Genomic DNA, 12915 nt, shown 5'->3' with positions numbered 1-12915 from the left:
CATGATCGTCGGCAAACGTGTTCTGGTGAAGTTGTCGGGCGAGGCTCTGATCGCCGCGGATGGCTACTGGCTGAACCCGCAGACGCTGACGACGCTGGCGACGGACCTGAAGCAGGCCGTGGACGCCGGATTCGAGATCGCGGTGGTGATCGGCGGCGGCAACGTCATTCGCGGCGCCAAGGTGGGCGCGGCCGGCTGGATCGATCGCGCCACTGCGGACGCCATGGGGATGCTGGCGACCGTGATGAACTCGATCGCGCTGGAGAGCGCGTTGGAGAACGCCGGCGCGCCGGCCCGCACGATGTCGGCGGTTTCGATGCCCTCCATCTGCGAGACCTACGCGCGCCAGCCCGCGCTGCATCACCTGGCCAAGGGCCGCGTGGTGGTGCTGGGCGGCGGCACCGGCAACCCGTTCTTCACCACCGATACGGCGGCGGTTCTGCGTGCCATCGAGTTGAATTGCGACGCCGTGCTCAAGGCCACGCAGGTGGACGGGGTTTATTCGGCCGATCCCAAGAAGGATCCGACCGCGACGCGCTTCGACGTGATCACGCATGACGAGGCCATCCAGCGGGACCTCAAGGTGATGGACACGGCCGCTTTCGCGCTTGCGCGCGAGAACAGGCTGCCCATCATCGTCGGCTCGGCGCATGGGGCGGGCGCGATCACGGCGATCCTGAAGGGCGAAGCGCCTGCGACGCGCGTTACGCCCTGACGGGGTTGCGCCGCCTCGGGCCTTGAACGTCCAGGCGGGCGGGCGTAAGCCCATTGCGACAGATGAGTGAGAATCCAGGTGTCACGATGAGTACGCAATTCGACCTCTCCGACGTCAAGCGCCGCATGACCGGCGCCGTCCAGGCCTTCGGCAAGGATCTCGCGAGCCTGCGGACAGGGCGCGCGACGCCGTCGCTGCTCGATCCCATCGTGGTGGACGCCTACGGGGCGAACATGCCCATCAGCCAGGTCGCGACCATCAACGTGCCCGAGCCGCGTCTGCTGACCGTGCAGGTCTGGGACCGCGGCATGGTGAGCGCCGTCGAGAAGGCGATCCGCGATTCAAATCTGGGCCTGAACCCCTCGACCGAGGGTCAGGTGATGCGCATCCGCATTCCGGAGCTCAACGAGCAGCGCCGCAAGGAAATGGTCAAGGTCGCGCATAAATACGCCGAGGAGGCGCGCGTCGCCGCCCGGCACGTCCGCCGGGACGGGCTAGATCTGCTGAAGAAGCTCGAGAAGGACGGACACATGTCCAAGGACGACCTCGAGCGTCAGTCCGAGCTCGTCCAGAAAGCCACCGACCAGACGATCGCCGAGATCGAGGCGGCGCTGGCGGTGAAGGAAAAGGAAATCATGCAGGTCTAGGCCGCCGAACGAGGAACGCGCCCATGGGGCCCAGGACCGAGCCGGCCGACGATCCTCCCGCCCAGCAGGGCGGCGACGCAGCGCCCGCGCATGTGGCGATCATCATGGACGGCAATGGCCGCTGGGCCGCCGCCCGTGGGTTGCCGCGCTTCGAGGGCCATCGCAAGGGCGTGGAGGCGCTGCGGCGCACTGTTCGGGCCGCCAAGGAATTCGGCGTTCAATACCTGACGGTCTACAGCTTCTCCTCCGAGAACTGGAGCCGGCCGGCCGAAGAGGTCGGCTTTCTCATGGGGCTGCTGAAGCGCTTCATCCGTAACGACCTGGCGGACATGCACCAGAACAACGTGCGGGTTCGCATCCTGGGTTCCCGCAAGGGGCTGGCTGACGACATCGCGGCGTTGCTGACGGAGGCCGAGGCGCTGACGGCCGGCAATACGGGCCTGACGCTCGTGGTCGCGTTCAACTATGGCTCGCGCCAGGAGATCGCCGAAGCCGCCGCCTCGCTGGCGCGGGACGCCGCGCAAGGCCGCATCGATCCCGACGCGATCACGCCCGAGCTCTTCGCCGGGCGGCTCTGGACGGCGGACATTCCCGACCCCGACCTCGTGATCCGCACTTCCGGCGAGGTCAGGCTCTCCAATTTCCTGCTTTGGCAGGCGGCCTATGCGGAATTCGTGTTCACGCCGGTGCTGTGGCCCGATTTCGACGCCGCCGCCCTCGGGGCCGCGATCGACAGCTTCCACCTGAGGGATCGCCGCTTCGGCGGGCTTTCGGCCCGTCGGGGAGCAGGCGCTTGAGCGAGCCCGCGCCGCCGGTCGCTCCCGCAACGCCGCGCGGTCCGTCCGAACTGATGCTGCGGATCCTGTCCGGCCTCGTGATGGCGGGCGTCGCGCTGCTGACCGCCTGGACGGGCGGGTGGCTTTTCGGGCTGTTCTGGACGCTGGCGGCGATTTTGGCGCTGCGCGAGTGGCTTCGGCTGGTTGGCGTGGGCGGGATCCGTCTCACCGCCGCCTGGGCGGCCGGCGGCGTTGCGATCGCGCTGGCGGGCTCCATGGCGGAAGTCTCCGACGCGCCGGAGCCCCGGGCCTGGGCGGTGGCGCTGGTCGGCGCCATCCTGGCCGCCGCGGTCGCGCCCGTGAACCGCGGCTGGGCGGGGCTCGGCGTGCTCTACGCGGCCGTGCTCGCGATCGTGCCGATCGACATGCGCGGCGACCCGGCCTTCGGGCTCGTGGGGGTCTTGTGGGTTTTCGCCGTGGTGTGGATCACCGACATCGCGGCCTATTTCGTCGGGCGCACGCTGGGCGGGCCGAAGCTCTGGCCGCGCGTCAGCCCGAAGAAGACCTGGTCGGGGTTCATCGGCGGCGTCACGGGCGGCAGTCTCGCCGGGCTCGCGGTGGTGCGGGTGGCGAGCGCGTCCTTCGGGCTGGGCTGGCATTTTGGCGGCGTCGCGCTGGTCGCCCTCACGGTGTTCGCCGCGGTGCTGTCGCAGGGCGGGGACCTGTTCGAGTCATCCATGAAGCGGCGCTTCGGCGCCAAGGATTCCAGCCAGCTGATCCCCGGCCATGGCGGCGTGCTCGACCGGCTCGATTCGTTCTGGGCCGTGAACGCGCTTTTGGCGCTGTTTCTCTACTTCATGGCGCGGGGCTGAGATGGCGACGCGCGTCAGCATCCTCGGAGCCACGGGTTCGGTCGGACGGTCCACGGCCGACATCCTGTCGGCCAACCGCGACCGCTTCGCCGTGGAGGCGGTGGTCGGCGGGCGCGACGCGACCGCGCTGGCCGAGATGGCCATCCGCCTGGGCGCCCGGTTCGCCGCCATCGCGGACGAGCGCTCCCTGCCGGCCCTGCGCGCCGCGCTGTCGGGCTCGGGCATCGGCTCGGCGGGCGGGGAGGGCGCCGTCATGGAGGCCGCCCTGCGCCCGGCCGACATCGTGGTCGCCGCCATCGTGGGCGCTGCGGGCGTGCGGCCCACCCACGCCGCCGTCCAGGCCGGCCGCACGGTCGCGCTCGCGAACAAGGAGTGCCTCGTGTGCGCGGGCGCGCCCTTCATGCGCGACGCGCGCGCGGCGGGCGCCACGCTCCTGCCCATGGATTCCGAGCACAACGCGATCTTCCAGGCGCTCGGGCGCCATCGCCCGGACGAGATCGAGCAGATGATCGTGACCGCGTCAGGCGGGCCCTTCCGCACCTGGCCGGCCGAGCGCATCGCGGGCGCCACGCGCGAGCAGGCGCTCGCGCACCCCAACTGGTCCATGGGCGCGAAGATCACCATCGATTCCGCCTCGATGATGAACAAGGGGCTGGAGCTGATCGAGGCGCATCACCTGTTCGGCGTGCCGCCGGAGGCGCTGGGCGTGGTGGTGCACCCGCAATCGATCGTGCACGGGCTGGTGTCGTTCAGCGACGGCGCGGTGGTGGCCGGACTGGCGGTCCCGGACATGCGCGTGCCGATCGCGCATTGCCTGGGCTTTCCCGAGCGGCTCGGAACCTCGGCGCGGCGGCTCGACCTCGCCTCCATCGCGCGCCTCGACTTCGAGGAGCCCGACCTGGACCGCTTCCCGGCGCTGCAGTTCGCCATCGACGCGCTGGCGGTCGGGGCGGGGGCGCCGACGGTGCTGAACGCCGCCAACGAGGTCGCGGTGGCGGCGTTCCTGGAGGGCCGGATCCGGTTCGGCGACATGGCGGCGCTATGCGCCACGATGCTCGACCGCTTCGGCGCGGCGACGGAGGCCGGGGTGCTGGAAAGCGTCGAAGCCGCGCTGGCGCTGGACGCCGAAGTGCGGGCTGCGACACTGTCCGTAGTTGGCACAGCCTAGAATTGGACATGTTAACCAACTATTCACTCTCTTACGACGGCGCTCCCGCTTCGCACTATTCTTCGCCTGCCCACGACGATGGCGGCGTGGTTTGGCGCGGGCCCTTTGAGGTTTCGAGATGACGATATTCGATACGCTGGCGGGTTGGGCTGGGTCCGCCGGCGGATACATCCTGCCGTTCCTTTTCGTTTTGGTCATTGTGATCTTCATCCACGAGTTCGGGCACTATATCGTGGGCCGCTGGTGCGGCATCCGGGTGCAGGCCTTCGCGCTCGGGTTCGGGCCCGAACTGTTCGGGTTCACGGACAGCCACGGCACGCGCTGGAAGGTCTGCGCGGTGCCGCTCGGCGGCTACGTGAAATTCTTCGGCGACTCGGGCGCGGCGAGCACGCCCGACGGCTCGGCGCTGCGGGTGATGTCGCCCGAGGAGCGGGCGGTGAGCTTCCACTGCCAGCCGGTGTGGAAGCGGGCGGCCGTGGTTGCGGCGGGGCCGATCGCCAACTTCATCCTGGCCATCGCGGTGTTCAGCGCGATGAACCTCACTTACGGGCGCCAGGTCCTGGCTCCGCGAATCGAGCAGGTCGTCGAATCGAGCGCCGCCGCGAAGGCCGGGCTGCAGAGCAACGACATGGTGCTGGCGATCGAGGGACGCCCCGTCGACAGCTTCGCGGACATGCAGCGGATCATCTCGACGTCGCCGGGCGTGCCGCTGCGGATCACGCTGGAGCGCGCCGGCAAGGAACTCACCGTCACGGCGACCCCTGAGCTCAAGGTCATCACCACGCCGTTCGGCAAGCAGCGGCTCGGCATGCTGGGCCTGCAGGGCTCGCGCGATCCCGCCGACCTGAAGCAGCAGACGCTCGGCGTCGGCGCCTCGCTGAAGGGCGCGGTGGAGGAGACCTGGTTCATCGTCGAGCGGACGGGCGCTTATGTGGGCGGGCTCTTCGCCGGCACCGAAAGCACCGACCAGCTCTCCGGACCGATCCGAATCGCCCAGATTTCCGGGCAGGTGGCGACCAACGGCATCGTGGCGCTGCTGAACCTGGCCGCGATCCTGTCGGTTTCGATCGGCCTTATCAATCTGGTGCCAGTTCCGCTCCTGGATGGCGGCCACCTCCTGTTCTATTCCTTCGAGGCGATCCGGGGTCGCCCGCTCAGCGAGCGGACGCAGGAATACGGCTTCCGGGTCGGGCTAGCGCTGGTCGTGATGCTGATGCTGTTCACGACCTTCAACGACGTGGTTCACCTCGTCTCTCTCTAAGAATCTCTGAAGTTATGACGCCCCGTTCCGGGTTGTGCCGGAGCGGGGCGTTAACCATGCGCTAAGTGTCATCATCGCCACGCGGACCCGGATTCGACCTCCTCGGCGCATTCGTCATTTGCAGCGAGGGTGAAACTTGGTAGATGCGTCGGGTACGTTCGGGACATCCGGGTGAGCCAGTTGGTTCCCTGGGTTGGGTTAAAAGAAACAAGGGCGGGTTACTCGATGGCTTTCGAGACTGGCGGATTGCGGCGCAGGTCGCGCGCGCTCCAGCAGACGGCGGTGAGCATCGCCCTGGTTGTGGCGATGGGGGCTCCGGCCTTCGCCCAAAGCGTCGTCGTCCAAGGCAATCGCCGGGTCGACGCCGAGACGATTCGCTCCTACGTGACCGGCCAGCCGGCCGCCCAGGCCCGTCAGGACCTGCTCGCGACGGGATTGTTCTCCAGCGTGAACGTGACCCAGCGCGGCGGCCAGATGGTGGTTGCGGTGCGGGAGAACGAGGTGGTGAACCGCGTCGTTTTCGAGGGAAACAAGAAGCTCAAGAGCGAGCAACTGGCCCCCGAGATGAGCACCAAGGCCCGTGGCCCGTTCAGCCAGGCCACGATGGACGCCGACGTCCAGCGCATCAAGGAAATCTACAGCCGCGGCGGCCGCAGCCTCGCGACCGTCAGCTCGCGCATCGTCCCGCTCGAGAACGGCCGCGTCGACGTCGTCTACACCATCAACGAGGGTGACAAGACGGGCGTGAAGGCGATCGAGTTCGTCGGCAACAAAGCCTACGGATCGGGCCGCCTGCGCGATCAGATGACCACCACGGAGAGCAACTTCCTCTCCTGGCTGAAGACCTCCGACGTCTACGATCCGGACAAGATCCAGTCCGACCTGGAGCTCGTGCGCCGCTTCTACCTGAAGCATGGCTACGCCGACTTCCGCGTCGTCAACACCGACGTCCAGTTCGACCAGGCTTCGAGCGGTTACCGCATCACCGTCACGGTGGACGAGGGCCAGCAGTACCGCGTCGGCAATGTCGGCGTTGAGTCGAAGATCGCCGACATTGACCCCGAGCGCCTGCGCGGCAAGGTCAAGACCTCGGCCGGCAGCGTCTACAACGCCGAGGAGGTCGAGAAGACCCTCCAGGCGCTCACCACCGAGGTGGCGAGCCGCGGCTATGCGTTCTCGCAGGTTCGCCCTCGCGGCGATCGCGACCCCGCGACCGGCACGATCAACCTCAGCTACGTGGTCGAGGAAGGCCCGCGCGTCTACATCGAGCGCATCAACGTCCGTGGCAACACCCGCACGCGCGACTACGTGATCCGCCGCGAGTTCGACGTGGGCGAGGGCGACGCCTACAACAAGGTGCTGATGGACAAGGCGGAGCGCCGCCTCAACAACCTCGGCTACTTCAAGAAGGTCCGCATCTCCAACGAGCCGGGCTCCACACCTGACCGCGTCGTCGTGAACGTGGATGTCGAGGATCAGCCCACCGGCGCCTTCGCGATCTCGGGCGGCTACTCGACCTCGGACGGCTTCATCGCCGAGCTCTCGGTCACCGAGACCAACTTCCTCGGCCGTGGCCAGTATGTGCGCGCCGCGGTGTCGACGGGCCAGTACTCCAAGGGCGTCGAGTTCTCGTTCACCGAGCCCTACTTCCTGGATCGCCGCATGGCGGTCGGCTTCGACCTGTTCTCCAAGCAGAGCGACAACACCCGGTACTCCTACTACGAGAACCGGATGACTGGCGGCACCCTGCGCCTCGGCCTGCCGCTCACCGAAGAGTCCAGCGTGCTGTTCCGGTACTCGCTGTACCAGCAGCACATCAAGATCCCGAACACCTACTCCAAGCCGTTCAACGACTGCTTCTATCCGCTCAGCGCCGGCGAGACTCTTCTCGAGTGCTTGCAGAACGGCGAAGCGTCGCTGGCCCTCAAGGAGGCTGCAGGCTCTTACCTGACGTCGGCGGTGGGCTACACGCTCAACTACAACACGCTCGACAATAACAAGAACCCGCGCTCCGGCATCTACGCCGAGGTCAAGCAGGACTTCGCCGGCCTTGGCGGCGACTCCAAGTGGGTTCGCACCACCGGCGAGGCTCGCTACTACCAGGAGCTGTCCGACGACTTCGTCGGCTTGGTCAAGGTCCAGGGCGGCAACATCTTCGCCTATGGCGGCAACGACCTGCGCATCACGGACCAGTTCTTCCTCGGACCGAGCCTGGTTCGCGGCTTCGCGCCGTCCGGCATCGGCCCGCGCGACCGCGCCGACCCGAAGAACAACGCGCTTGGCGGCTCGACCTATTTCGGCGGGTCCACCGAGGTGCAGTTCCCGATCTTCGGCCTGCCGCGTGAGCTTGGCTTCAAGGGCGCGGTGTTCGCCGACGCCGGCACGCTGTTCGGCTACGAGGGTCGCAAGAACTTCTCCGGCCTGATCCCGCCGACGGCGGTCTCGACCTACCCGACGACGCTGAGCGTCATCGACGACCACAAGATCCGGTCGTCGGTGGGCGGCAGCATCCTCTGGCAGTCGCCGCTCGGCCCCATCCGCTTCGACCTCGCCTATCCGATCACGAAGGCGCAGGGTGACCGGACACAGGTGTTCCGCTTCTCGGGCGGCACCAGCTTCTGATGACGGACGCCCCGGACTTTTCGTCCGGGGCGTAGCCGTCGGAGCCAAGATGACAGATCCCGTCTTCTTCCGGCTCGCCGGAGCCATTTCGCTGGCCGAAATCGCGGCCTTGACGGGCGCCAAGCTTCCGGATGACGCCGATGGCGCCCTGTTGATCGACGCCGTCGCGCCGCTCGATGCGGCCGGCCCGGGCGATCTCGTTTTCCTCGACAATCCTCGCTACGCGCCTGACCTGGAGCGGACCCGCGCGCGGGCCTGCCTGGTGGCGTCGAAATTCGTCGAAAAGGTTCCGGCCCATGTCATCGCGATGGTGGTGGGCCAGCCCTACCGCGCCTGCGCGATGGTGACGGCGCGGCTGTTCCCCGACGCCATGCGGCCGCAGTCCAGCTTCGGCGCGACCGGCGTCGCCCCGGGCGCCTTCGTGCATCCCGAGGCGCGCCTCGAAGCGGGCGTGATCGTGGACCCTGGCGCGGTGGTGGGCCCGGGCGCCGAGATCGGGTCCGGCACGGTGATCGGCGCCAATGCGGTGATCGGCCCGCAGGTGCGGGTGGGCCGCAACGGCGCGATCGGGCCGAACGCGTCGGTGAACAATGCGCTGATCGGCGACCGTGTGATCATCCATGGCGGCGTGCGAATCGGCCAGGACGGTTTCGGCTTCGCGATGGGTCCGCAGGGACATCTGAAAGTCCCGCAGATCGGCCGCGTGATCATCCAGAACGACGTCGAGATCGGGGCGAACTCGGCCATCGACCGCGGCGCCAACCGCGACACGGTGATTGGCGAGGGCACCAAGATCGATAATCTCGTGCAGATCGGCCACAACGTGGTGATCGGCCGGCACTGCGTGATCGTCGCCAATGTGGGCATTTCGGGCAGCACGACCCTCGGCGATTTCGTGGTGCTGGGCGGCTCCGCCGGCCTCGTCGGCCACATCCACATCGGCACGGGCGCGCAGATCGCCGGCGCGAGCAACGTCGCCGACAACGTGCCGCCGGGCCAGCGCTGGGGCGGGACGCCCGCCAAGCCGATGCGCCAATGGGTGCGGGAGTTGACGACCCTGTCCAATCTTGCGAAGCGGAAGGGCGGCTCCACGCCGCAGGACCCGGAAGACTAGTCGGCGGCGCGCAGCCGGCTCGACGCGACCCACGAGGCCTTTGCCGATGACCGAGACGGACACGACGCCTGGCGCGACCACTCTTGGCTACGCCGACATCATGCGGGTGATGGATCTCCTGCCTCACCGCTATCCGTTTCTGCTGGTCGATCGCATCCGCGACATGAACAGCGACGAGAGCTGCGTCGGCATCAAGAACGTCACCATGAACGAGCCGCAGTTCCAGGGGCATTTCCCGCAGCGGCCCGTGATGCCCGGCGTGATGCTGATCGAGGGCATGGCGCAGACGGCCGGCGCGCTCTGCGTGAACGCCAAGATGGGCTCGACCCGGCCGAAGCTCGTCTACTTCATGACCATCGACAAGGTGAAGTTCCGCAAGCCCGTGGAGCCCGGCGACGTGGTCGAGTACCACATGACCAAGATGCGCCAGCGCGCCAACATGTGGTGGTATCGCGGCGAGGCGAAGGTCGACGGCAAGGTCGTGGCCGAAGCCGAGCTCAGCGCCATGCTGGTGATGGAATGACCGCCGAGACGAGCATTCATCCCACCGCGATCGTCGAGCCCGGCGCGAAGCTGGGCGCCGGCGTCAAGATCGGCCCGTTCTGCATGGTCGGACCGGGCGTGGAGCTTGGCGACGACAGCGAATTGGTCAGCCATGTGGTGCTGGCCGGCCGGACCAGCATCGGCCCGCGGGCGAAGATCTTCCCCTTTGCGTCCATCGGGCACCAGCCGCAGGACCTGAAGTTCCACGGCGAGCCTTCGACGCTGACCATCGGGGCGGATTGCATGATCCGCGAGAGCGTGACCATGAACCCAGGCACCGAGGGGGGCGGGCTGGCCACCACGGTGGGCGACAAATGCGTGTTCCTGACCGGCGCGCATGTGGCGCATGACTGCAAGGTCGGCAGCAGCGTCATCTTTTCCAACAACGTGATGCTGGCCGGGCACTGCACCGTGCAGGACTTCGCGATCATCGGCGGCGGCGCGGCCGTGCACCAATATTGCCGCATCGGCGCGCACGCGTTTATCGGCGGGCTTTCGGGCGTCGAGAACGACGTGATCCCGTACGGCATTGCGCTAGGCAACCGGGCGCACCTGGCCGGGCTCAACATCGTCGGGCTCAAGCGGCGCGGCTTCTCGCGCGAGGTCATCCACGACATCCGCAAGGCCTACCGCCTGCTGTTCGCCGACGAGGGCACCTTGCAGGAGCGCGTCGAGGACGTGGCCGGCACTTTTGACGGGCATGGCGTCGTGCAGGAAATCCTCGCCTTCATCCGCGAGGGCGGCAGCCGATCCATCTGCACCCCGCGCGACGCGCACGAGGGCTGATCCATGCCGGATGCCGGCGTGGTCGCGATCGTGGCCGGCGGGGGCCGGTTTCCGGCCGAGGTCGCCGAGGCCGCGCGCGCGACCGGGCGGCAGGTGGCCGTGATCGCGCTGCGGGGATTCGCCGACAAGGACGTGGCCGGCAAACCGACGGCCGTGGTGGACATGCTGGACCCCGCCGGGCTGCTGACGCTGCTGGCCGGCATCAAGCCCGATTGCGTGGTGCTCGCCGGCGCGGTGACGCGGCCCGGACCGTTGGCGCTGGCCTCCGTGTTCTCGGCCTTTCGCAATCGCGAGGAGTTGGCGCGCATCTTCGCCAAGGGCGACGACCGCCTTCTGCGTGGCGCCGTGGAGTTGATCGAGGACGCGGGGTTTCGGGTCGTCGGCGCGCAGGAGATCGCGCCCGGCATCCTGGCGCCTGAGGGCCGCATCGGCGCAGTCGCGCCGCGACCGGAACATGAGCGCGACATCGCGACCGGGGCCGAGCTGCTGGCCGTGACGGGGCCCTTCGACATTGGCCAGGCCGTGGTGGTGTGCGGTGGGCGCGTGCTTGCCGTGGAGGGCCCGGAGGGCACCGACGCCATGCTGGAGCGCGTCGCCGGGCTGCAGCGCTCCAAGCGCGTGCGTCTCGACGGGCAGCGCGGCGTGCTGGTGAAGCGGCCAAAGCCGGGGCAGGACCTGCGGGTCGACCTGCCGGCGATCGGCCCGCGGACGGTGGAGCGGGCCCGCGCGGCAGGGCTGGCGGGCATCGCCGTTCAGGCCGGCGGCGTCGTGCTGGTTGACCGCGCGGAGCTGCTGCGGGCGGCTGACAAAGCGGAACTGTTCGTGGTGGGGACGGAAGCATGAGCGGCCGGCCGCTCCATGTCGCGCTGGTGGTCGGCGAGCATTCGGGCGACCAGCTCGGCTTCAAGCTGATGCGGGCGCTACGCGACCGCCTCGGGCCGGACGGCGTGCGCTTTACCGGCGTGGCCGGCGAGGCCATGCAGGCGGAGGGCATGGCGAGCCTGTTCCCGCTCGCCGACATCGCCGTGATGGGCATCCTGCCCGTGCTGGCGCGGCTGCCAAGCATCATCCGCCGGGTGCACGAGACCGTGGACGCCGTGGTGGCGGCGGAGCCGGACGTGCTGGTGATCATCGACAGCCCGGATTTCACCCATGCGGTCGCCAAGCGGGTGCGCAAGCAGGCGCCGGACCTGCCGATCGTTGATTATGTGAGCCCGAGCGTCTGGGCCTGGCGGCCGGGTCGCGCACGCGCCATGACGCGCTACGTGGACCACGTTCTGGCGCTGCTGCCCTTCGAGCCGGACGCGCATGCGCGCCTGGGCGGGCCGCCCTGCACCTATGTGGGGCATCCGCTGATCGAGCGGCTGGACGAATTGCGGCCGTCGCCGGCCGAGGCGGCGCGGCGGGAGGCCCGGCCGCCGCTGTTGCTGGTGCTGCCGGGCAGCCGGCGCTCGGAGATCGGCCGGCTGCTGGAGCCGTTCGGCCAGGCGCTCGGGCTTCTGGCCGGGCAGGGCCTCGCTTTTGAGGCGGTGCTTCCGGCGGTGTCGCACCTGAAGGCCGAGATCCGGGCCGGGGTGGCGGGCTGGCCGGCGCCGCCGCGCGTCGTGCTTGGCGAGGCGGAGAAATACGCCGCGTTCCGGACCGCGCGGGCCGCGCTGGCGGCGTCCGGGACGGTGACGCTGGAGCTGGCCCTCTCGGGCGTGCCGATGGTGGTGGCCTACCGGGTGTCGAAGCTCGAGGAGCAGCTGAAGCATTTCATCCATGCGCCCTCGATCGTGCTGCCGAACCTCATCCTCGGGCGCAACGCCATTCCGGAGCTGATCCAGGCGCAGTGCGCGCCCGCGAACCTCGCCGGCGCACTGGGGCCGCTGCTGGCGGATGGCGACGCGAGAGCCGGCCAGCTTGCCGAATTCGGTCGGCTGGACAGCCTGATGACCCTGCCAAGCGGTGAGACGCCGAGCGGGCGTGCGGCCGACATCGTGATCCGGACCGCCGGGGCGCGCCGCCGTTAGGCTTGGCGGCCCGCAATCTGGACGGGTATGTGGGCATTCACGAACTTGAAAGATGTCATGTGCTTTCCTGCACTCATTGGTTGATACGCCCGGTGACGGAGCCGGTGCGCCAGGAGGCTTGATGACGATGAGCGACGTTCAGTCCGACAGCGCGCGGCAGCGGGAGACGCTGCTCAAGGAAGGCATGCGGTCCATGTGGACGCACGCGCTGGGCCGAACCGTGCTGGACCTCATCCGCGTCGACAAGCTGGACGCCAGGGAATTGCTGGAAGAACTCGAGCGCCGTCTGTCCGACGCGCGGCATGAGCCGGCCCAATCGCTCCGTTCGGAAGCCTTCGACGAAGCGCTCATCCGCCTGCGCGAGGCGATGGCCGAGGCGGCCTGAGCCGCGGCGGGCGG

Annotated in this window: 13 protein-coding genes; all 13 read left to right on the top strand. The window is 68.6% G+C overall.

What is annotated here, in order from left to right; all coding sequences use genetic code 11:
* Position 1: 1 nt before the first annotated feature.
* The 13 genes from pyrH (at position 2) to AC1DSZ_RS02925 (ending at position 12901) form a co-directional block, all read left to right on the top strand.
* The gene (gene pyrH / locus AC1DSZ_RS02985; protein WP_476836890.1) at positions 2–715 is read left to right on the top strand and encodes a UMP kinase; all 714 of its coding nucleotides are present in this window, start codon (positions 2–4) and stop codon (positions 713–715) included.
* A gap of 86 nt (positions 716–801) precedes the next feature.
* Entirely contained in the window at positions 802–1362 is a 561-nt protein-coding gene (gene frr, locus AC1DSZ_RS02980; RefSeq protein WP_476836889.1) for a ribosome recycling factor, read from the top strand.
* Positions 1363–1385: 23 nt separating this feature from the next.
* On the top strand, positions 1386–2159 hold the full coding sequence (locus AC1DSZ_RS02975; protein ID WP_476836888.1) for an isoprenyl transferase: 774 nt from the start codon (positions 1386–1388) through the stop codon (positions 2157–2159).
* Entirely contained in the window at positions 2156–3010 is an 855-nt protein-coding gene (locus AC1DSZ_RS02970; RefSeq protein ID WP_476836887.1) for a phosphatidate cytidylyltransferase, read from the top strand. Before AC1DSZ_RS02975 ends, AC1DSZ_RS02970 begins: the two co-directional genes overlap by 4 nt.
* Before the next feature lies 1 nt (position 3011).
* On the top strand, positions 3012–4178 hold the full coding sequence (gene dxr, locus AC1DSZ_RS02965; protein WP_476836886.1) for a 1-deoxy-D-xylulose-5-phosphate reductoisomerase: 1167 nt from the start codon (positions 3012–3014) through the stop codon (positions 4176–4178).
* Between the two features lie 118 nt (positions 4179–4296).
* Entirely contained in the window at positions 4297–5439 is a 1143-nt protein-coding gene (rseP, locus tag AC1DSZ_RS02960) for an RIP metalloprotease RseP (RefSeq protein ID WP_476836885.1), read from the top strand.
* A gap of 225 nt (positions 5440–5664) precedes the next feature.
* The gene (bamA, locus tag AC1DSZ_RS02955; protein WP_476836884.1) at positions 5665–8061 is read left to right on the top strand and encodes an outer membrane protein assembly factor BamA; all 2397 of its coding nucleotides are present in this window, start codon (positions 5665–5667) and stop codon (positions 8059–8061) included.
* Positions 8062–8110: 49 nt separating this feature from the next.
* Complete coding sequence (gene lpxD / locus AC1DSZ_RS02950; RefSeq protein WP_476836883.1) at positions 8111–9175, top strand: UDP-3-O-(3-hydroxymyristoyl)glucosamine N-acyltransferase; 1065 nt, start codon at positions 8111–8113, stop codon at positions 9173–9175.
* Between the two features lie 46 nt (positions 9176–9221).
* Positions 9222–9698, top strand: coding sequence for a 3-hydroxyacyl-ACP dehydratase FabZ (fabZ, locus tag AC1DSZ_RS02945; protein ID WP_476836882.1), 477 nt, complete (start codon positions 9222–9224; stop codon positions 9696–9698).
* Positions 9695–10504: an acyl-ACP--UDP-N-acetylglucosamine O-acyltransferase gene (gene lpxA, locus AC1DSZ_RS02940; protein WP_476836881.1), complete on the top strand. Its 810-nt coding sequence runs from the start codon at positions 9695–9697 to the stop codon at positions 10502–10504. The genes fabZ and lpxA overlap by 4 nt, the downstream gene beginning before the upstream one ends.
* Positions 10505–10507: 3 nt before the next feature.
* The gene (locus AC1DSZ_RS02935; protein WP_476836880.1) at positions 10508–11347 is read left to right on the top strand and encodes an LpxI family protein; all 840 of its coding nucleotides are present in this window, start codon (positions 10508–10510) and stop codon (positions 11345–11347) included.
* Positions 11344–12516, top strand: a complete 1173-nt coding sequence (gene lpxB, locus AC1DSZ_RS02930; protein WP_476836879.1) for a lipid-A-disaccharide synthase — start codon at positions 11344–11346, stop codon at positions 12514–12516. The genes AC1DSZ_RS02935 and lpxB overlap by 4 nt, the downstream gene beginning before the upstream one ends.
* A gap of 121 nt (positions 12517–12637) precedes the next feature.
* Positions 12638–12901 (top strand): hypothetical protein, encoded by a 264-nt coding sequence (locus AC1DSZ_RS02925; RefSeq protein ID WP_188518216.1) that lies wholly within the window; start codon positions 12638–12640, stop codon positions 12899–12901.
* Positions 12902–12915: the final 14 nt, after the last annotated feature.

This window comes from Alsobacter sp. P4_H11 (assembly GCF_056400925.1).
Note: the sequence above shows the minus strand (reverse complement) of the source record. Positions and strands in the feature narration are given on the sequence as shown.

Coding starts and splice junctions, on each gene's coding strand:
- pyrH (WP_476836890.1), top strand. CDS start 2: ATGATCGTCGGCAAACGTGTTCTGGTGAAGTTGTCGGGCGAGGCTCTG.
- frr (WP_476836889.1), top strand. CDS start 802: ATGAGTACGCAATTCGACCTCTCCGACGTCAAGCGCCGCATGACCGGC.
- AC1DSZ_RS02975 (WP_476836888.1), top strand. CDS start 1,386: ATGGGGCCCAGGACCGAGCCGGCCGACGATCCTCCCGCCCAGCAGGGC.
- dxr (WP_476836886.1), top strand. CDS start 3,012: ATGGCGACGCGCGTCAGCATCCTCGGAGCCACGGGTTCGGTCGGACGG.
- rseP (WP_476836885.1), top strand. CDS start 4,297: ATGACGATATTCGATACGCTGGCGGGTTGGGCTGGGTCCGCCGGCGGA.
- bamA (WP_476836884.1), top strand. CDS start 5,665: ATGGCTTTCGAGACTGGCGGATTGCGGCGCAGGTCGCGCGCGCTCCAG.
- lpxD (WP_476836883.1), top strand. CDS start 8,111: ATGACAGATCCCGTCTTCTTCCGGCTCGCCGGAGCCATTTCGCTGGCC.
- fabZ (WP_476836882.1), top strand. CDS start 9,222: ATGACCGAGACGGACACGACGCCTGGCGCGACCACTCTTGGCTACGCC.
- lpxA (WP_476836881.1), top strand. CDS start 9,695: ATGACCGCCGAGACGAGCATTCATCCCACCGCGATCGTCGAGCCCGGC.
- AC1DSZ_RS02935 (WP_476836880.1), top strand. CDS start 10,508: ATGCCGGATGCCGGCGTGGTCGCGATCGTGGCCGGCGGGGGCCGGTTT.
- lpxB (WP_476836879.1), top strand. CDS start 11,344: ATGAGCGGCCGGCCGCTCCATGTCGCGCTGGTGGTCGGCGAGCATTCG.
- AC1DSZ_RS02925 (WP_188518216.1), top strand. CDS start 12,638: ATGACGATGAGCGACGTTCAGTCCGACAGCGCGCGGCAGCGGGAGACG.